Annotated in this window: 19 protein-coding genes; 5 read left to right on the forward strand and 14 right to left on the reverse strand. The window is 68.9% G+C overall.

Going from position 1 to position 19,191, the window contains the following annotated elements; all coding sequences use genetic code 11:
• Nucleotides 1-156: 156 nt before the first annotated feature.
• Together U9979_RS14760 and U9979_RS14765 are read left to right on the forward strand one after the other, a co-directional pair.
• On the forward strand, nucleotides 157-741 hold the full coding sequence (locus U9979_RS14760) for a TetR/AcrR family transcriptional regulator (RefSeq protein ID WP_322747320.1): 585 nt from the start codon (nucleotides 157-159) through the stop codon (nucleotides 739-741).
• Between the two features lie 349 nt (nucleotides 742-1,090).
• The gene (locus U9979_RS14765) at nucleotides 1,091-2,278 is read left to right on the forward strand and encodes an epoxide hydrolase (protein WP_322779831.1); all 1,188 of its coding nucleotides are present in this window, start codon (nucleotides 1,091-1,093) and stop codon (nucleotides 2,276-2,278) included.
• A 449-nt stretch (nucleotides 2,279-2,727) separates the two neighbouring features.
• Here the strand turns inward: U9979_RS14765 and U9979_RS14770 are convergent, their stop codons facing one another.
• The 4 genes from U9979_RS14770 to U9979_RS14785 all read right to left on the reverse strand — a co-directional run bounded on the left by U9979_RS14770 (nucleotide 2,728) and on the right by U9979_RS14785 (nucleotide 9,572).
• Complete coding sequence (locus U9979_RS14770) at nucleotides 2,728-4,341, reverse strand: class I adenylate-forming enzyme family protein (protein WP_322779832.1); 1,614 nt, start codon at nucleotides 4,339-4,341, stop codon at nucleotides 2,728-2,730.
• 49 nt (nucleotides 4,342-4,390) lie between these two features.
• The gene (locus U9979_RS14775) at nucleotides 4,391-5,542 is read right to left on the reverse strand and encodes an acyl-CoA dehydrogenase family protein (RefSeq protein ID WP_322747323.1); all 1,152 of its coding nucleotides are present in this window, start codon (nucleotides 5,540-5,542) and stop codon (nucleotides 4,391-4,393) included.
• Nucleotides 5,543-5,763: 221 nt separating this feature from the next.
• Entirely contained in the window at nucleotides 5,764-7,197 is a 1,434-nt protein-coding gene (locus U9979_RS14780) for a DUF2786 domain-containing protein (RefSeq protein WP_322779833.1), read from the reverse strand.
• 149 nt (nucleotides 7,198-7,346) lie between these two features.
• Entirely contained in the window at nucleotides 7,347-9,572 is a 2,226-nt protein-coding gene (locus U9979_RS14785) for an ATP-dependent RecD-like DNA helicase (RefSeq protein ID WP_322779834.1), read from the reverse strand.
• A 33-nt stretch (nucleotides 9,573-9,605) separates the two neighbouring features.
• Here U9979_RS14785 and U9979_RS14790 point away from each other — a divergent pair, with 33 nt between their 5' ends.
• The 3 genes from U9979_RS14790 to U9979_RS14800 are packed head-to-tail and all read left to right on the forward strand — an operon-like array spanning nucleotide 9,606 to nucleotide 12,452.
• Complete coding sequence (locus tag U9979_RS14790) at nucleotides 9,606-9,821, forward strand: hypothetical protein (RefSeq protein WP_322779835.1); 216 nt, start codon at nucleotides 9,606-9,608, stop codon at nucleotides 9,819-9,821.
• Complete coding sequence (locus U9979_RS14795) at nucleotides 9,818-11,845, forward strand: NAD-binding protein (protein WP_322779836.1); 2,028 nt, start codon at nucleotides 9,818-9,820, stop codon at nucleotides 11,843-11,845. Before U9979_RS14790 ends, U9979_RS14795 begins: the two co-directional genes overlap by 4 nt.
• Nucleotides 11,846-11,894: 49 nt before the next feature.
• Nucleotides 11,895-12,452, forward strand: coding sequence for an RNA 2'-phosphotransferase (locus tag U9979_RS14800; RefSeq protein WP_322779837.1), 558 nt, complete (start codon nucleotides 11,895-11,897; stop codon nucleotides 12,450-12,452).
• Between the two features lie 103 nt (nucleotides 12,453-12,555).
• Here the strand turns inward: U9979_RS14800 and U9979_RS14805 are convergent, their stop codons facing one another.
• From U9979_RS14805 to nifX, 10 genes are read right to left on the reverse strand one after another with little or no spacing between them, the layout of a single operon-like run.
• A complete protein-coding gene (locus U9979_RS14805) occupies nucleotides 12,556-13,704 on the reverse strand; it encodes a cysteine desulfurase family protein (RefSeq protein ID WP_322779838.1) in 1,149 nt (382 codons plus the stop codon).
• A gap of 5 nt (nucleotides 13,705-13,709) precedes the next feature.
• Nucleotides 13,710-14,552 carry a HesA/MoeB/ThiF family protein gene (locus U9979_RS14810; RefSeq protein ID WP_322779839.1) on the reverse strand — a complete coding sequence of 281 codons (843 nt, stop codon included), beginning with the start codon at nucleotides 14,550-14,552 and terminating at the stop codon, nucleotides 13,710-13,712.
• A gap of 38 nt (nucleotides 14,553-14,590) precedes the next feature.
• Nucleotides 14,591-15,187 carry an iron-sulfur cluster assembly accessory protein gene (locus tag U9979_RS14815; protein WP_322747331.1) on the reverse strand — a complete coding sequence of 199 codons (597 nt, stop codon included), beginning with the start codon at nucleotides 15,185-15,187 and terminating at the stop codon, nucleotides 14,591-14,593.
• Between the two features lie 30 nt (nucleotides 15,188-15,217).
• Nucleotides 15,218-15,805, reverse strand: coding sequence for an iron-sulfur cluster assembly accessory protein (locus tag U9979_RS14820; RefSeq protein ID WP_322747332.1), 588 nt, complete (start codon nucleotides 15,803-15,805; stop codon nucleotides 15,218-15,220).
• Nucleotides 15,806-15,807: 2 nt separating this feature from the next.
• The gene (gene nifB / locus U9979_RS14825; RefSeq protein WP_322779840.1) at nucleotides 15,808-17,394 is read right to left on the reverse strand and encodes a nitrogenase cofactor biosynthesis protein NifB; all 1,587 of its coding nucleotides are present in this window, start codon (nucleotides 17,392-17,394) and stop codon (nucleotides 15,808-15,810) included.
• Nucleotides 17,391-17,693, reverse strand: a complete 303-nt coding sequence (locus U9979_RS14830; protein WP_322747334.1) for a nitrogen fixation protein NifZ — start codon at nucleotides 17,691-17,693, stop codon at nucleotides 17,391-17,393. Before U9979_RS14830 ends, nifB begins: the two co-directional genes overlap by 4 nt.
• Nucleotides 17,690-18,079 carry a nitrogenase-stabilizing/protective protein NifW gene (nifW, locus tag U9979_RS14835; protein WP_322779848.1) on the reverse strand — a complete coding sequence of 130 codons (390 nt, stop codon included), beginning with the start codon at nucleotides 18,077-18,079 and terminating at the stop codon, nucleotides 17,690-17,692. The genes U9979_RS14830 and nifW overlap by 4 nt, the downstream gene beginning before the upstream one ends.
• Before the next feature lie 23 nt (nucleotides 18,080-18,102).
• Nucleotides 18,103-18,312 (reverse strand): CCE_0567 family metalloprotein, encoded by a 210-nt coding sequence (locus U9979_RS14840; RefSeq protein WP_322747335.1) that lies wholly within the window; start codon nucleotides 18,310-18,312, stop codon nucleotides 18,103-18,105.
• Entirely contained in the window at nucleotides 18,299-18,796 is a 498-nt protein-coding gene (locus U9979_RS14845) for a NifX-associated nitrogen fixation protein (protein ID WP_322779841.1), read from the reverse strand. Before U9979_RS14845 ends, U9979_RS14840 begins: the two co-directional genes overlap by 14 nt.
• Nucleotides 18,793-19,191: a nitrogen fixation protein NifX gene (nifX, locus tag U9979_RS14850; RefSeq protein ID WP_322766739.1), complete on the reverse strand. Its 399-nt coding sequence runs from the start codon at nucleotides 19,189-19,191 to the stop codon at nucleotides 18,793-18,795. Before nifX ends, U9979_RS14845 begins: the two co-directional genes overlap by 4 nt.

The raw sequence follows: 19,191 nt of genomic DNA on the forward strand, positions 1-19,191 counted from the left end.
CCATCGTCGACTCCCTAACCCTTTGGCGTACGGTCATACGACCATAGAGTGAGATGGAGCCCGAAGGCAAGAGTCTGCCGAAAATTAAATTATGGCCGTACTCTCAAGGGGTGCACGGCGGCGGACCGGCGGCCGGCCCGGCGGGTGGAGGCGTGTGTGGTGCGGTACGACAACGAGCACAAGCAGGCGACGAGACGGCGGATCATCGAGACGGCCGGCCGCCGCTTCAAACGCGACGGCATCAACGGCTCGGGGATCACCACGCTCATGGCGGACGCGGAGCTGACCAACGGCGCCTTCTACGCCCACTTCACCTCCAAGGACGACCTCGTCGCCACCGCGGTCGCCGACCAGCTCCGCGCACAGTGCGAGAGCCTCGGCGCGCTGGCGCCGGGCCGGGCCGGACTGGAGCAGTTCGTGCGCGCCTACCTGTCGGTCGAGCACCGCGACCACCCCGAGGACGGCTGCCCGTCCGCCGCCCTGCTCGACGAGATCGGCCGCGCCACCGACGCCACCAAACAGGCCTACACCGACGGCGTACTGGCCATCGTCGAGGACATCGCCGCCCGCCTGGCGCCACACGACCCGCCATCGGCACGCGTGAAGGTGCTCACCATCGTCGCCTCCGTGATCGGCACGCTGCAACTCTCCCGCGCCCTAGCCGACCGACACCTCGCCGACGAGGTCCTCGAGCAGGGCATCCAGAACGCCCTCACGTTGTTGGAGCAAAGCGATGAGTAGCTGCCGGGGCAGGCGGTCGAGGAGCCCGCTGGGAGTTTGGACCTGCCAAGCAGCACGTCAGACAGCAAGAGACTCAAGATCAGTCCGCAGCGGACGCTCATGGAATCAGTCTTACCGCCGGTGGGCTGCATCCGGCTCCTCGGGATGCATCGTTGCTCGACGCCAGACCAGGGTATGAGGGCAGGGAGTGCCACGGGCGCGACGCGTCCGCCCGAGCCGCAATCGTGCGGCAGTACCAACTATTGCGCCGGCGCCCGGATGAAGGTCGTTGCCCTGGAACCTCAGGCCGGAGCCGACCCGTCCGGCCGTCCGTCCGTCGTCAGCAACCAGTCCAGGAAGGTGGAGACTTATGTCCAAAGAAACTGAAATTCGCCCATTCCGGGTTGACATGCCCGAAGAAGCGATCGCCGACCTTCGACGGCGCATCGCCGCGACCCGCTGGCCCTCCAGAGAACTGGTAACAGATCGGTCGCAGGGCGTGCATTTGGCGACTATCCAGGAGCTCGCCCGCTACTGGGCGGCCGATTACGACTGGCGCCGGTGCGAGGCGAGACTGAACGCGCTGCCGCAGTTCACGACCGAAATCGACGGAGTGGACATCCACTTCATCCACGTGAAGTCGCGGCACGAGCACGCGTTGCCGCTGATCATGACGCACGGCTGGCCCGGCTCGGTCATCGAGCTGCTCGAGGTCGTCGGCCCGCTCACCGACCCGACCGCGCACGGCGGACGCGCCGAGGACGCGTTCGACCTCGTGCTGCCGTCCCTGCCCGGCTACGGCTTCTCCGGCGAGCCGACGGAGGTCGGCTGGGACCCCGGTCGCGTCGCGCGCGCCTGGGCGGAGCTGATGCACCGCCTCGGCTACACCCACTACGTCGCCCAGGGCGGCGACGTAGGCTCCGCCGTCACCGACGCGATGGGCCGCCAGGCACCCGAGGGCCTGCTCGGCATCCACATCAACCTGCTCCTGACGGCGCTGGCCGACAACGGCCCCCCGCCGGCGGGACGCTCCGAGAAGGAACGCGCGGCGCTCGACGCCATCGCCACCTTCAACACGAGCGGCAGGGGCTACTTCCTGGAGCAGGCCACGCGGCCCCAGACGATCGGCTACGCCTTGCTGGATTCACCCATCGCGCTGGCGGCCTGGATGCTCGACCACGACACAGACAGCTACGAGAAGATCTCACACGCCTTCCTTGACAAGCAGCCCGCGGGCACACTCACCCGGGACAGGATCGTCGACAACATCACGCTGTACTGGCTGACGGGCACCGGGGCCTCGGCGGCCCGGTCCTACTGGGAGAGCGGACGCTCCGCAGCTCTTGCGGCCGGCCAGGCTCCCCCAGAGGTCTCGATCCCGGTCGGCTTCACCACGTTCCCCGGCGAGATCTTCCAGGCCCCGCGCAGCTGGGTCGAGAAGGCCTACCCCAACCTCATCTACTTCAACGAGGTCGACAAGGGCGGCCACTTCGCCGCCTGGGAAGAGCCCGAGCTGTTCGCGACCGAGATCCGGGCAGCGTCCACGTCGCTGCGCTGACGACAGCCCGCACCTGGGTTGACGGTGACCACCTGGTCCACCACCACGTGAACGGGAAAGCTGCTGGGCCGCGGTCGGGTCGCGCGTGCTGCGGCCTCGATCGCGGCCCGCAGAGGAGTTCCTGCTTGCCGACGCGGGTGGGCTCATTGTGGGTAAGGCGGCCCACGCCCGCTGACCTGCACGAACAGGTCACAAAGATCATCCTCCGCACACCACACCCGTGGACATGACCTCACCGGGGTGAGTCCCCCTGGGTGGTGCAGATCGGGAAATCCTTGATCGCCTGGCGGGCCTGTCGGTCCCGTGAGAACCGCCAAGAACTCGCGGAGGCGAGTACACCCGATGGCTCTGGATCAGTCTGCCGTATCCGGATTGCTGGAGCTGCTACGCAGCACCGATGCCGGGCAGATACCGATCCGGCTGCTACCCGGGGCCTGCCTGGTGGATCTTCAATCGCGCGGTGACGCCTGCATGATCGTCTCCCGCAGGAGGAACTTGCGGACCTTACCCGACGCCGTGCGGGGAAGGTCGTCGACGACATGCCAGTCCACCGGCACCTTGAAGTAGGCAAGCCGGGACCGCGCGAACGTCGCCAGCTCCTCGGCGTCGACCGCACTGGTCACATCGGCAGCACCGGTCACATCGCCGGTGGCACGCACGATGAACGCAACCGGAACCTCACCGAGGCGCTCATCGGGTGCGCCGACCACCGCCGCGTCCGCCACGCCGGGGTGCTCGACCAACACTTCTTCCACCTCGCGCGGGTAGATGTTCTCCCCGCCGCGGATGATGACGTCACGGATGCGTCCGTGGATCCGCAGGACTCCGGTCGCGTCCATCGTGCACAGGTCACCGGTGTGCAACCAGCCCTCGCCATCAAGGGTCCGGCTGGTCGCCTCGGGATCGTCGTGGTATCCGCTCATGTTCAGCGGGGAACGGATCAGCAGCTCACCGGGCTCGCCGAGGTCGGCGGTCGTCCCCACGGTGCCCGGCGCGATGATGCGGACCTCGCGCTGCGGCAACGCCCGCCCCAGCGTCTCGGCCTTCACCACGTCGCTGTCCCAGGGAAGGCACGCGGTCGCGTTGGGCGCTTCGGACTGACCGTAGGAGATGACGACACGGCAGCCGAGCCCGGCTTCGGTGCGGCGGATCAGCGCCGGTGGAACTGTCGTTCCGCCGGTCTGGATGACCTGGAGGCTGCTGATGTCGTACCTGGCGAGGTCGGGGCAGGCCAACAGGTCGTACAGCATCGTCGGGACGGAGCCGAGTGCGGTGACGTGCGCCCGCTCGACCATCCGCAGGGTGCGGGCCGGGTCGAAGCCCCCCGGAGCCAGGACCATCGTTCCCGCTGCGGCGAAGGTCATCAGCACGCCGGACACCGAACCGCCGACATGGTGCAGAGGCAGCCCGGAGCACCACACCAGCGGTGCCGCGAAGACCCGCCCGGCGATACGGGCGGTGTTCAGCGCGGCGAAGTGGGACAGTACGGCGCCCTTGGGCCGCCCGGTGGTCCCGGAGGTGTACTGAATGAGAAAAGGTGTCGCGGGCGGAACCGCGGGCAGCGGCCCCGGGCGGCGCCCAAGCGCGTGCGCCAGATTCTCCAGCGGCCGGACCCGGACCGGCCCGGGCAGCTCGCCGGCCAGGGTCTGCGCACGCTCAACCAGTGGCGAGCCCCGGTGTTCGGCCGCCGCGATGACAAGCGTCGCGCCGGACTGCGCCAGCTCGTAGCGGACCTCCTCGTCCCGCAGCGAGGTGTTGATCGGGACGAGGACGGTGCCGGCGAGCGCGCTGGCGCACTGCACGATGACCCAGTCGGGGCTGTTGGGTGCCCACAGGGCGACCCGATCCCCCGGTTCGACCAGGCTGAGCAGCCCACCCGCGACGGCACCGGCGTGCGCGACCAGGCCCGCGTAGGTCAGGGTCTTGAGGTCCGGCCCCACCGGCCAGCGCAGCGCCGGACGGTCCGGGTACTGGTCGGCGACGTGGAGCAACCAGTCGCCGACCGACTGCTCGACCAACGCGACGGTGGTGTCGGCCGGCCAGTGAGCGGCGGTAAGCGTCATCTGACCACCCAGGCCCTTAAGGACTCGTCAGTAACCACTCAAACACGCCCTAGTCGCCGTCGAGGTCGAGCGAGCGGCCCACGATTTCCTTCATGACCTCGTTGGAACCGGCGTAGATCCGCTGCACTCGACCGTCCCGCCACAGCCGGGCGATCTCGTACTCGTTCATGTAGCCGTAGCCGCCGAACAGCTGTAGGCAACGGTCAACGACGTCGCACTGCGTGTCGGTCGTCCACTGCTTGAGACCGGCGGCGTCGACGGCGCTGAGCTCGCCGTCGAGGTGTGCGCGCACAGCCGTGTCCACGTAGGCCTGCGCGACGTCACACAAGGTCTTGATCGCGGCGAGCTCGAACCGGGTGTTCTGGAACGAACCGATCGTCGTCCCGAACGCCTTGCGGGTACGCACCTGCTCCACGGTCAGCGCCAAGGCCCGCTTCATGATGGCCACGGCGGTGACACCCGCGCCGAGCCGCTCCGTTCCCAGGCTCTCCATCAGGTGGTAGAAGCCGCGGTTCTCCTGCCCGAGCAGGTTCGACACGGGCACCCGCACCTCGTCGAAGAAGAGCTCAGCGGTGTCCTGCGCCTTCTGACCGATCTTGTCGAGCTTGCGGCCGCGGCTGAAGCCCGGTGCATCCGCATCGATGACGAGCAGGCTGATGCCACGGTGACCGGCGTCCGGGTCGGTCTTGACCGCAGCGACCACCTTGTCGCACAGCAGCCCGTTGGTGATGAACGTCTTCGAACCCGACACGACATAGCTGTCACCGTCGCGGCGCGCGGTCGTGCGGATCGCCTTCACGTCCGAGCCGGCACCGGGCTCGCTCAGCCCCAGCGCCCAGATGATGTCCCCGCTCACCGAGCCGGGCAACCAGCGCGCCTTCTGCTCGTCGGTGGTCAGCGTGATGATGTACGGCGGCATCACGTCGTTCTGTAGCCCGAAGCCGAAACCGACGGTTCCGGTGGCCCAGAACTCCTCCGCGAGGATCACGCTGAACCGGTAGTCGTCGACCCCGGCGCCGCCGAACTCCTCGGGGGCCGACCACAACAGCAGACCCGCCCGGCCCGCCTTGCGCCAGACCTCCCGGTCGACAACACCGGCCTGCTCCCACTCGGTGGTGTGCGGGACGCACTCCTTCTCGAAAAACGTCCGAGCAAGCGCGCGGAACTCCTCGTGCTCAGGTTCGAACAGGGTGCGACGCATCAGACCAACTCCTTCACGCTAGAGGGCCGCCAGGCACGCGACCATCGCTACGCACCCGCGCCCGTGGGCCCCGCGGGACCCCCGTGGACCCGCTGGCCCGCGCCGGCCACGCCGGAAGCGGCCGTCCGCCGGCCAGCACGTAGATCCTCTTATTAATTAACCGCTTTGACAAGATATATCTATCAAAAGAGGACCGTCGGCGGCGCCGGGCCGGCCGGGCGTCACCCGGGCTGAGTGTCTCTCACCTCGGTACGGGCGTTCAGGGAGGCGAGCTCGGCTGCGGCCCGACCCGAACTCCATCCCTCCCGGTCGTTGGCTGTCACCGGCCGCGACACGACTCCCGGGAACATCGTCTCGGTCGCCTCCCGGACGGTGTCCTCCCGTGCGGCCAGGACGGGCAGGAGACGGTCCCGGCCCCTTTCGGCGACCGCCTCGGCCCCCGCCTTGTCGGTCGCACACTGCAGCCGCTCGCCGATCCGGACGGCGAAGGCAGTGAGGAAGGACTGGCGGAACGAACGGGTCCGCGACCGCCCGTAGCGGTCCTGGCGGGAGCCTTCCCGCGTCATGGCCGTGGTCGCCTGGACCAACAGCGACGTGTAGAGCAGCTCGACGCCGTCGAGATCGGACTCGAAACCGAGCACCGTGGCGAAACCGAGATCCTTCGTCCACACCGCCCGACAGCGATTCGCGGTGGCGACCTTGTCCAGCAGCAGCGCCTTGGGCGTCTCATAGGGATTGTCGACGCCGACCCGACGGCCGGTCGGTTCGTCGCGCGACCCGGTCTCAGCGGCCAGCAGGGCGTAGTCGATGCTGTGCCGGGCCATGAGCTCCTGGGCCTTGGCGGTCAGCGCCTCGGCCTCCTGCGCGAAGCCGGTCGACTCGGCCTTGGCCAACAGCGCGCGGACCCGGTCAAGCATGCGCGCGTCGACCGTCCGACCAGCGCTGCGGTCGGGGTGCAGCGTCCCGCGACGCGCCGTGCCGGGCGGCGGGCACAGCTGCGCGAGCGGGGGCAAAGTACCGAGGATCCCAAGCACCGTCACGGCGCAGGTGACCACCCCGACCCGATCCTCACCTTCGCGCTCACCCCAGGCGTCCAGCCAGCCATCGTCATCGGCCCACCAGACGGTGGCTTCGAGCGCCGCGAGCTGCGCCTCCCAGCGCTCGTCCACGGTGGAGGCGGCATACCTACGCATCTGAGCGGCGATCGCGTCGACCGTCATCCGCAGCTGACGCGCACCGCCCTCCCGGCTGACGATCCGCACGACGTCCGCCGGCTGCCAGCCGTTGTCCCACGCACGTTCCACCATGCGGTTCAGCCAGCTCGCGAAGGCCCGGTCGACCATCCGCCGCCTGGTGGACCCGACCGGAGGCTCGGTCAACAGCACGATGCAGCGGGACAACTCCATGCCGTCCTGCGTGTGCTGTGCGTGCATGGCCGCACCGACCAGAAGGTCGGCGGTCTGCCGGTCATCCTGATAGGCGTCGAAATCATGACGGGCCGACCGGCTGGCACCGGGAGCAGGACCGGGACCGGGAGCAGGACCGGACGTGGAGCCAGGACCAGGACGTACACCTGGACCGGTGCCGGCGGCCCGGGCCCGGTCGTCGCGCGCCTGCTGCTTGGCTCGCCGCCGTTCGCGACTACGACTTCCCATAGCTACCCCACAAGACCGAAACGAATGAAGGTGATCACGATCATGTCGCCACACGCGATACCGACACACGACATGTCGACCAACAGCTCTCCACCGACGGTTAAGGATACGGACCGCTTTCCGGCTCCTTGCACACGTCTACCAGGTCTTCAGTACCCGTCGGGTGCCCGTAGCCGATGGTCGAGAGCGGTGTGGCGGCGCCCGGCACTCACCGTGCGGACAGCCTGCCCGATCGCCCGGCGTGACCCGACCAGGACCACCAACCTGCGCGCCCGGGTGACCGCGGTGTAGAGCAGGTTCCGCTGCAACATCATCCACGCACTCGTGGTGACCGGGATGACCACCGCCGGGTACTCACTACCCTGCGACCGGTGGATGGTCACGGCATAGGCATGCGCGAGTTCGTCGAGTTCGGTGAACTCGTAGTCGACGTCCTCCTCCTCGTCTGTACGCACCGTGAGCTTCTGTTCGTCGGGGTCGAGGGCGGTCACCACCCCGACAGTTCCATTAAAGACGCCACTGGCGCCCTTGTCATAGTTATTGCGGATTTGGGTCACCTTGTCCCCGATCCGGAAGACCCGCCCGCCGACCCGGCGTTCGGGCAGATCCGAACGCGACGGGGTCAGGGCCTCCTGCAGCAGGACGTTCAGCGCGCCGGCCCCGGCCGGGCCGCGGTGCATCGGCGCGAGCACCTGTACATCCCGGCGCGGGTCGAGCCCGAACTTCAGCGGAATGCGGCGGGCCACGACGTCGACGGTCAGCTGCGCGGCATCCTCCGCTTCGTCCGCGGCGAAGTAGAAGAAGTCGGACAGACCGCGTACCAGCGGATGATCTCCCTTGTTGATGCGGTGCGCGTTGGTCACGACACCGGACTCCTGCGCCTGGCGGAAGATCTGGGTGAGCCGCACGTGCGGAATGGGCGTGCCGTCGGCCAGCAGATCACGCAGGACCTCGCCGGCGCCGACGGACGGCAGCTGGTCGACATCCCCGACCAGGAGCAGATGCGCCCCGGGTGCGACCGCCTTGGCGAGTTTGTTGGCCAGCAGAAGATCCAGCATGGACGCCTCGTCGACGACGACGAGATCGGCGTCCAGCGGGCGGTCGCGGTCGTAGGCCGCGTCCCCGCCCGGTCGCAGTTCCAACAGCCGGTGCACGGTGGCCGCCTCGTGCCCGGTCAGCTCGGTGAGCCGCTTGGCGGCCCGGCCGGTCGGCGCGGCGAGCACGACCTTCGCGCCCTTGGCGCGGGCCAGGGTGACCACCGAGCGCACGGTGAAGCTCTTGCCGCACCCGGGTCCGCCGGTGAGCACGGCGACCTTCTCGGTCAGGGCCAGTTTCACCGCCGCCACCTGCGCCGGCGCGAGCTCAGCCCGGGTCCGGTCCCGCAGCCAGGCCAGGGCGGCGTCCCAGTCGACCTCGACGAAGGACGGCATCGCGTCGCGCTGCGTCCGCAACAGCCGCAGCAGCTGGCCCGCCAGGGAAATCTCCGCGCGGTGGAAGGGAACCAGATAGATCGCGGCGATCGGCTCGGCCGGGTCCTCCCCGGGGATCTCCTCGCGGACAACGCCGTCCTCCGCCACGAGCTCGCCCAGGCACTCGATCACCGCTCCGGTGTCGACCTGCAGGATCTTTATCGCCTCGGCGATCAACTGGTGTTCGGGCAGGAAGCAGTTGCCGTCCCCGGTGGCCTCCGACAAGGTGAACGCAAGACCGGCCTTGATGCGCTGCGGGCTGTCATGGGGAATCCCGACGGCCTTGGCGATCGTGTCCGCCGTCCGGAAACCTATTCCCCACACATCGGTTGCCAGCCGGTACGGCTCGGTGCGCACCACGTCGATGGAGCGGTCGGCGTACTGCTTGAAGATTCGCACCGCCAGTGACGTGGACACCCCTACACCCTGGAGGAAAACCATCACTTCCTTGATCGACTTCTGTTCCTCCCAGGCGGCCGCGATCGCCTTCGTGCGTTTGGGACCGAGTTTGGGAACCTCGATCAGCCGTTCGGGCTCCTGTTCGATGACGTCCAGTGCGGCGACCCCGAAATGCTCGACTATCCGCTCGGCGAGCTTCGGCCCGATTCCCTTGATGAGCCCCGAACCGAGATAGCGGCGGATACCCGCAACCGTGGCCGGCAGCACCGTCGTGTAATCCTCGACATGAAACTGCTTACCGTACTGCGGGTGCGAGCCCCATCGGCCGCGCATGCGTAATGCCTCGCCAGGCTGTGCACCCAGCAGCGCGCCCACTACCGTGATCAGGTCACCGGACCGACCGGTGTCGACACGGGCGACGGTGTAACCGGTCTCCTCGTTGGCATAGGTGATCCGTTCCAACACCGCGTCCAGCACCGATCCATGCCACGGCTCCACCGCTGGCATCCCGAGTGGTTCTCCCGTCCCGTGAGCACGCCCATGACCGCGCCCGCTCACGCGGGTGCCACCGACTCCGTCCGTCGTCGCCACGCAGTATGCCCGGACGGCGAACGCCGGTGCAGCCACCCGCCGGTCCGCACGGTCGAGGTCCGCACGGTCGAGGTCCGCACGGTCGGGTCGGAGCGCAACCGGGCACAGGGACGGCATACTGCGGCCAGAACGGCCGGGTCGAGAGTCCAGGCGGAGGTGTGGTGAGGGTCGTGTCCGGCCATGCGTTCAGCCAGATCGTCTCCGGGCATGTCATCGTCTGCGGGTTGAACGAGCTGGGTTTCCGGATCGCCGAGCAGCTCCACACCGCGGGGGTGGCCGTCGTCGTCATCGAGAGACGCGACGTCGGTCCGCTGCGCCGCCGCCTTGAGCGGTGGGGGATCCCCGTCCTGGCCGACTCGGCACATACGGGGGACGCGCTGCGGCAGGCGTCGATCGCAGGCGCGATGGCGCTGATCGCCTGCCATGACATCGATCTCGACAATCTTGAGACGGCGCTGGTCGCCACCGAGATCGCACCCGAGCTGCGCCTTGTCGTGCGGGTCACCAATGCCCCGCTCGGCGATCAGCTCGGCGCGGCGCTGCCCAGCGTGCGCGTGCTGAACCTCGCGGAGAAGGCCGGCCACAGCTTCGTCGAGGCCTGTATCCGCTCCGACGTCCGGCATGCGTTCCGGCTCGGATCGGAGATCTTCACGGTGGTGGACGTCCCGGTCCGCACAGCCGGGGCGTTCCGACAGGTCTTCGGCAATCTGACACCGGTGGCGCTGCGCAGACCGGGTGCGCGGCAGGTGGAGGTATGCCCGAGCCGCGATACCGGTGTCACCCCCGGCGACCACATCGCCCTGCTCGGCAGGCTGGCGGACTTCGCCGACAACGGCGTCCGAGTGAGCAGCGTGCATGACGTCAACGCGCTGGCGAACCTGTCGGCACACCGCACCGACCCACCGTCGGGCCGGGCAGGCCGGGCAGGCCGGGCAGGCCGCCGCCGCCGCCCGCACGCCTGGATCCGGGACCTCGCCGTGACCACTGCGGCCGAGTTCGACCGGCCGTTCCGGCTCGCCCTCGGCGCGGTTCTGACCATCATGACCATCGGCACGTTGGTGCTGAGCCTGACCTATGCCGACAACGATCCGGCCGCGCCGGCGGACTTCGGCCCTCTCGACGCGTTCTATCTGACCGTCACCACCATGGCCACCGTCGGCTACGGCGACTTCAGCTTCGGTGCGGCGGCATCCTGGTTACAGGCATTCGGCATCGCCCTGATCCTCCTCGGTGCGCTGTCCATCGCGATCGTGTACGCGTTCATCACCAATGTGATCATCAGCCGCCGGCTGGAACGGACAATCGGCCACGGGCGTGCCACGACCGTGCGTGACCACGTCATCGTCTGCGGGCTCGGTTCGGTGGGGCTGGCCACCGTGGAAGGCCTCGTCGCCGCCGGGCGGGACGTCGTGATCGTCGAAAGAGATGCGAACAACCGCTTCCTTTCGGTGGTCCGCGACCTCAAGGTGCCGGTCGTGTTCGGTGACGCCACCGTCCGCGCGACCCTGATGGAGGCCGGACTCGCCCGGGCCACCACCCTCGCCGCACTGACCAGCGACGACGTGGCGAACCTGGAGGCTGTGCTCTCCGCGCGGGAAGCATTCAACGATCATCACGCGGACCGTCGTCGCGCTGGCCGTCGACCGCACCGGCCGGGACGCGGACGCCGGGGGCTCCGGTCGGGGATCGACCCGGCGCGAACCCGCGCCCCCGGATCTGATGGCAATGGCAATGGCAATGGCAATGGCGATGGCGATGGCGAGCCCGGGTTGCGGGTGGTGCTGCGCATCTTCGACACGACACTTGCCGACGAAGCCGAACGCAGGTTCGCCATCCACACCGCCCGCAGCGCGTCCGCCCTGGCCACCCCGTGGTTTGTCGGCGCCGCCCTCGACTACGAGGTGGTGAGCACCTTCTACGTCGACCGTGAGCCCTTCCTGGTCGCGCGGATCACCGTGGTCGCCGGCGGTGGCCTGGACGGCCCGACCCTGCAGGAGCTGTCGACCGGGACCCGGCTGCTCGCGATCGCCACCTCATCCGAGCACGACGGCACCCCCGACCGGGCCCCCAACTACCGGCCCACCCGCCACACCCGGCTTCAGCCAGGTGACGAGGTCCTGGTCGTCGGCCCGACCGCACAGATCATCGACACCGTCAGCCGGAACCAGGCACCCCGCGTCCGATCCTGACCGCGGGTACTCGGCCCATGACTCGGATAGTCTGGACCTTATGGTAGATATGACTGCGCGTCGCGCGGAGCGGGTGTCGCGCTACCTGTCCCGCCATCTGCGGCACGCGCCCGATGCCATCGGCATTGTTCTCGACAGCGCGGGGTGGACACCCGTCACCGATCTGCTCGACGCCTGCGCCCGGTCCGGTTTCCCGATCAGCCGGGCCGAGCTCGACGAGGTCGTGGCGACAAGCGACAAGCAACGTTTCGCTGTCGACGACGCCGGACGGCACATCCGTGCCAATCAGGGCCATTCCGTGCGGGTGGAGCTCGGTCTGGCGGCGACGCCGCCGCCAGAGGTGCTTTATCACGGCACGATCGGGTCCTTCCTGCCCGCGATCCGTCGGGAGGGGCTCCGCCCGATGGGACGCCACGACGTCCATCTGTCGGCTGATTCGGATACGGCGGGACGGGTCGGCGCCCGCCGGGGCCAACCGGTCATCCTCACCGTCGACTCGGGCGCGATGCACCAGGCCGGCCACCAGTTCCGGCGCAGCGCCAACGGTGTCTGGCTGGCCAGCCACGTACCGCCCGGCTTCCTCGACGTTCTACCCGCGCAGCGGTAGGTGAAAGCGGTTGTCGGAATGACCGAAACCACCGCCCCCTCCGGCTCCGCCTGCGCAGCGGTAGGTGAAAGCGGTTGTCAGAATGACCGAAACCACCGCCCCCTCAAGCAGCGCCCAGAGCGCGGATGTGCTCGACGGCGGAGACGACATGGCCGACCGCGGCGTGCACCTCCTCGGCGGTGGAGGGGCGACCGAGACTGAAACGCAGGCTCTGGGACGCGGCGGTGGTACCCAGGCCCATCGCCGTCAGCACATGGGACGGTTCGGTACTCGACCCCTGGCAGGCACTGCCCGCCGATACGGCCACCTGCGGCATGGCTGTCATGACCGCGTCGGCGTCAGCGTCGACGAACCGCAGGTTCAGGGTGTTCGGCAACCGGGTGACGGTCGGGCCGTTGAGCGCGACGCCGTCGAGTTTCTCGGTAAGCAGATGGTGCAGCAGCGCGGTCAGGCGGCGCAGGCGATCGGCGTCGGCAGCCAGTTCCGCCGCGGCGATCGTCGCGGCCTGGCCGAATCCGACGATGCCGGCGCTGTTGATCGTGCCACTGCGCAGGCCGCGTTCCTGACCCCCGCCGACGATCAGCGGCGTCAGGCGGGCCTGCAGGCGCCGGCTGGCCAGAAGCGCGCCGACCCCCTTGGGGCCGTAGATCTTGTGTGCGCTCAGCACCGCGAGGTCGATCTCGCCGGCGTCCAGCGCCACCGGGATCTTGCCTGCGGCCTGCGTGACGTCGCAGAGGAACAGGGCGCCGGCGCCGTGCGCGAGCTGGGCGGCCCGCCCGACGTCCGCGATCGCGCCGGTCTCGCTGTTGGCCGCCATAACGGCGACCAGCACGACATCCGATGACAGCGATGCGGCGAGGTGGTCGAGATCCGGGGTGCCGTCGGGCAGCACCCGGACCAACCCGACCGTGCCCCCGTGGATGCTCACGGCCTGCGCAGCCGCGGCCAGGACGGCCTTGTGCTCGGTGGCCGCCACCAGGATGCGCCGACGGGGGGACCCGGCGCCGGCCAGGACGCCGCGGATCGCGAGATTGACCGCCTCGGTGGCTCCGCTGGTGAACACGACGTTGCGCCGGTTCGCCCCCACCAGCGCCGCGACCTGCCCCCGAGCCTGCTCGACGAGCCGAGCGACCGCCCGGCCCGCGACGTGACCGCTGGAGGCGTTCGCACACTGCTCGGCGAACAGCGGCAGCATCGCGGCCAGCACCCGCGGGTCGACCGGTGTGGTGGCGTTGTGGTCAAAATAGATCATCGTCGTCAGCGTGGATCGTCGTTGCCACACAGGCCGGCCAGACCGGCCAGGCCGGCCAGACCGGCCAGGCCGGCCAGACCGGCCCCGATCGGGGTCGGCTCACGGCGGTGCATCTGGTACACCTCCGACCGGTGCGCCCCGCAGTCGACGCAGTCCGGGTCACGGGTCACGGCGAACGAGCGGAAATCCATGTCCCACAGGTCGAAGGCGAGCAGCTTGGCGGTCAACCTCTCGCCGAACCGGGCGACCGTTTTGATCACTTCCATGGCCGCCAGGCACCCCACGGTGCCGGCGACCGCGCCGAGCACCGGGAAGCCGAGCGGGTCCCACTGCGGGTCCCCGTCGGCGAACACGCAGCGCAGGCACGGCCCGCCCGGCACGACCGTGAGCAGTTGGGCCTCGGTGGTGTTCATCGCCGCGAAGACCAGCGGCACACCCAGGTCCAGGCACATCCGGTTGATCCGGAAACGTTCGGGGAAGTTGTGGCGGGCGTCGACCACCACGTCCGAACCGGCGACGAGACCGGGCATATGCGGGTCGAACAGGTCGCGGTCCCACTCCTCGACCGTGACGTCGGGATAGTGGACCCGCAGTGTGTCGGCGGCGCAGGCCACCCGCGGATCACCGACCCGGTCGGGTCGCATAAGCGTCTGTCGGTTGAGGTCGGGTATCTCGAGGGCGCCGGGATGCACGAGGACCAGCCGCCCGACGCCAGCCGCGGCGAGATAGGTGGCTACGGCGCCGCCCACCCCACCCACCCCCGCCACAAGCACCGTCGCCGCGCACAGTCGCTCCTGTCCCGGTCCGCCGAAACCATCCAGTGTCAGTTGACGTGCAAAGCGCTGCATGTCCCCACCCATATTCCCGGCCGCCGTTCCCGGCCGCGCTATCGGCTCACGGCCGCGGGCACGACCCGGCTGATGTCGGGAACGGCCTCCCGCAGCTGTTGCTCGACCGTCCGCACCAGCGCGATCATCTCGGCCTCGCGCTCGAGGCCCGCACCGGTCAGCCGGACCGAGACCACACCGTCGGCGACCCCGACGACGGACGCGTCCCGTCCGACGAGCTGCAGATGCGGTCGGATGTACTGGATTGCCACGTTCGCCTTCTGCAACAGCGACGTCTCCACCCCGTCAGGCTGGACCGGGGGTACGAACGAAGGGCCACACAGGCAACTGCTGCGCGTGTTCGGATTGTAGAAGGTGAAGCCGGACGACATCAACGACTCAGTGTAGTCGATACGCATGCCGTCGAACTGATCCGTCGCGTCGGCGGGGACGAACACCTCGAAATCCCCGACGCGGGTGACGACATCACCGTCCGCCGGTGCCGGCACGACCGTGAGCCGATAACGGTGACCGGCGCAGTTGCCGGACGTGTCGACACAGATCCGCAGACCCGATGCGCATGCCGTCCCCGCGCGGTCGAGCAGCGCGCGCACCTTGTCCGCCGCCCGGTCGGTGAAACTGATCGCGATACTCACTGGTCCATCTCCCGATACGTCCAGGCGCGGTCAGGGGGCGAGGACGACTCGCTCGACCGCGGGCACCGATTCCTTCAACTGACGTTCGATGACGCCCGCGAGCGTGTCCAACGCGGAGGAACACCCTCCGCAGGCGCCGGTCAGCCGCACCGACACGACTCCACCGGTGACATCGAGCACCGAAACGTCCCCGCCGTCACGCTGCAGGAACGGGCGGATCAGCGCCATCGCATCCTCGACCTGCTGCCACAGTGCATCCTCGTTCCCGTTGCGCTCCGGCGCGGCGAACGACGACCCGCATGAGCAGGGGTCCGACGCGTTGGGGTTGGAGAAGACGAAACCCGACGAGGTCAGCGACTCGACATAGTCGATACGGACACCGTGGACGATCGAGGCCGAGGCCGAGTCCACGAGCACGTCGAACCCGTCCTGGCGAACGATGACATCCCCCTTTTCGGCGGCGGGCGCAAGCGCCAGGCTGTAGGTGTAGCCCGAACATCCACCGGGCTGCGCACCGACCCGCAGGCCGTAGCCGGCGGTCGCATCGTCGCGGGCGAGCAGGGCACGCACCTGGTCGCCCGCGCGCTCGGTGAGAACAACCTGCAACTTACTGATCATGATCATACCTCCGCTGCGAGGCGGCTGGCGATCATCGACCGCGCCGCCACCGGCTCTTGGCCCGGCTCGGGCGACCCGCCCGGCCCGGTCAGGGATTGCGACGGCGTCGCAGCAGCCAGCCGCGCGCCCTGGGCTGCAACGGCGGAGTCGATGAGGTCGTAACACTCGACGGCGTCGATCCCGGCAGCGATCAGTGCCTCCCGCGGCCCATTGCCGATCTTGCTGCACAGCACGGCAGCACAGTCCGACAGCAGCCGCACGGTCTTGTCGAGCACCGACTCGTCCGCATCACACTCAGACGGGCCCTCGCAGTAACGCGCGACGCTGCGGGTGCCGACCAGGCGGGCCCAGTTCTCACCCGCCTCGTAGACCCAGAACTCCTCGGTGTGGCCGAAGTGCTGGTTGACCACGCCGCCGCCCTTGGTGGCGACAGCGATCAGGACGGTCCGTGCCGGCTTGGCGATGCCGTCCGCGGAGATCCGCAGCTCCTCGCGGGTGGCCCGGACGTCGGTGCGCCAACGCTCGATCGCGGCGTGTGCCTGCTGGCGCCCGGCAAGGTCGTAGGTGACCTCGCCGTTGAGGTAGGTCTCCGGGCCGAACTCCTCGCTGCGGTCCTCACCCAGCAGCCCGACCGCGTCGGCCCGGCACTGGCGGCAGTGGCGCATCATGTTCATCTCGGCGCCGTCGTCGCCCGCGCAGCGGTCCTGCAGAGCCTGGAGCTCCGTCGGGGTGGGGCCGCGCTGCCCGGTCAGGCCGTAGTGGGTGCCGTGCTCGGGTGCGGACACCAGCGGCATCACGTTGTGCAGGAACGCACCCATGCCCCGGACGGTGCGGGAGACCTCGACCAGGTGGTCGTCGTTGACACCGGGGATCATCACCGAGTTGACCTTGCAGAGGATCTTGCGTTCGGTCAGCGCGGCGAGCCCCGCCAGCTGCCGGTCCGAAAGGATCTTCGACGCCTCCCGGCCGGTGTGCCGCTTGCCCCGGTACAGCACCCACGGGTAGATCCGCGCCCCGATCTCGGGGTCGGTCATGTTGATGGTGATCGTCACGTGGTCGATGCCGAGCTGTTCGATGCGATCGACGTGATCGACGAGGGTGAGCCCGTTGGTGGACACGCAGAGTTTGATGTCCGGGCAGTCCCGGGCCACCATTTCCATCGTGCGCAAGGTACGGCCGGCGTTCGCCAGCGGTTCACCGGGCCCGGCCACGCCGAGCACGCTCATCTGCTTGATCTCGCTGGCAACCCGCTTGACCTTGGCGAGCGCCTCCTCCGGCGACAGCAGCCGGCTGGTGACACCGGGCCGGCTCTCGTTGGAGCAGTCGTACTTGCGGTTGCAGTAGTTGCACTGGATGTTGCAGCCGGGCGCGACCGGGACGTGCATCCGGGCGTAGTACTGGTGCGCCTCCTGGCTGTAACAGGGATGGTTCGCGATCTTCTCGGCGATCTCCGGGTCGAGTCCGGTGGCGCTGCTCCCGCAACCCTTGGTCGACGCGCACCCACCGGCGGGAGCCACCGCCTCGCCGGCAGCCTGCTGCGTGGCCCGCGCAGAGGGCAGCACCGGCAGCGGAATGGAACCCTCGGTCATGCTGGTTCACCTCCTTCGTGACACGCCTCGTGACGGGTCTCATGACGGGTCTCATGACCTGCGGCGACCGTCGCCGGGCTGAGCTCTTTCTCCAGGCAGCCCACGACCCGGCCGTTGGTGAACGCGACCGCGTAGACGATGTGCTCCTGCAGGTAGAGCCCGACGCCGCGAACGTGGCCGACTGATCCGGCGTCGACCAGCACGTCGCCGACAGCGACGCCGGGCTCGGGGTAGGTCCCGTCGTTACGCAACGCCTTGACGGCGCTCACCTCGTCACCGATGTCGAACGCGGCTCTCATCGCACACTCTCCGGTGACTCGACGGCTGACTCGACAGCTGACTCGACAGCTGACTCGACAGCTGACTCGACGGTGACGGCAGCCAGGGCGACGAACGCCTGGGGGGCACGGTCGGCCAGGACCTTGAACAGACGGTGGTCCAGCGCCCCGGCGGTGGTGAACACCTCATGGGCGTCCACGAGCGCCGTTCGATAGGCGGCGATGCGGGCGGCCGGCAGGGCCGGGTCGGCGTCGATCCGGGCCACCGCCGCGGCGAAGTGCCGCAGGATGTGCAGCCGGTTGACGGCAACCACCCGCGGGTCGTAAGGAACGTCGAGGGTTTCGAAGTACTCCTCGGCGGTCTCGGCACGGCGGAAGTCCGCCAACCGGTCGGTGTCCGGCGCCACGGGCGGCACCGGCGGGCGGGCGCTCACCGGGCATCCACCTTTGCCAGTTCGTGTTCCAGTCGGTTGATCTCGACATAGGTGTTGTACGTGGCAGTGGCCGTCTCCAGGATCTGTTCCCAGCCGATCGGCAGGTCCTCGGCCAGGTCGTGCAGATCGAGTTTCAAGCGGGTGGCGAGGCTGTTGAGTTTCTTCAGCTTCGTCTGCAGATGGGGGATCTCGTCAGGAGTCGTCACGGGCCACCTCCGGGTGGGCGCCGGCCAGTGCGGCGCCGGCGCGTACCAGCGCCTCGCCACGCTCGGCCAGATGATCAATGGAGTCGAAGCCGAACCGATGGGCGTCACGCAGGACGTCGGAGATGACCACGAGGCGGCCGACGAACACGATGACCCGACCGAAGCCCTCGTGGCTGAGGTCCAGCACGTAGCCGGTGACCTGACCGGTCACCTTCTCGATACCAGCCGCGACCGCCTGGTAGTAGGTACGCAGTCGCCCCTCGGTCGCCGGATCGATGTCGCAGGTGATTGCGAGCTCGCGCCGCCGCGCCGCGGTGAGCACGAACGGGCCGAGCAGCTTCTCGACACCGAGCCGGTCGAACTGTCCGTAGGTGTCGCCAGCCCGCAGCTGGTCGACCAGGTCACGCAGGAAGCCGCTGCCGGCGATCACGCTCGGCGCACCTCCAGCGCCGGTAGCGCCGGTAGCGCCGGTGGGGCCGCTCATCGGGGGGTCCAGTTGGGCGCCAGACCCGGTGAGTGCTGGCGCATCACCTTGCGCAGCCACGGCGGCGGATTCCCGGCAAGGACACCTTGCAACCGCTCGATCAGATCGATCACCCGGGTGTCCGGCTCGGTCTTCACCGGATGGACCTTGGCCTTCACCACCCGGGCTGCAGCGGACCCGCCGATCGCGCAGACGTGCAGGATCGAGCAGTCGGCCACCGCCGCCAGCCGACTTTCGATCTTGCTGTCCTCGTCGTCATCGGCGGGGGGCAGCGTACGCGTCTCCACCCGCTCGGCCGCGGTCGCCGAGACCTCGTACACGTCGAACCGACGACACACACCGAAATGCTGGTCGACGGCGCTGCCGTCACTCGTGGCGAATGCGACTTTCAGCAC

This window comes from Protofrankia sp. Cas4 (assembly GCF_963555915.1).
In the GTDB taxonomy this organism is placed as follows: Bacteria; Actinomycetota; Actinomycetes; order Frankiales; family Frankiaceae; genus Protofrankia.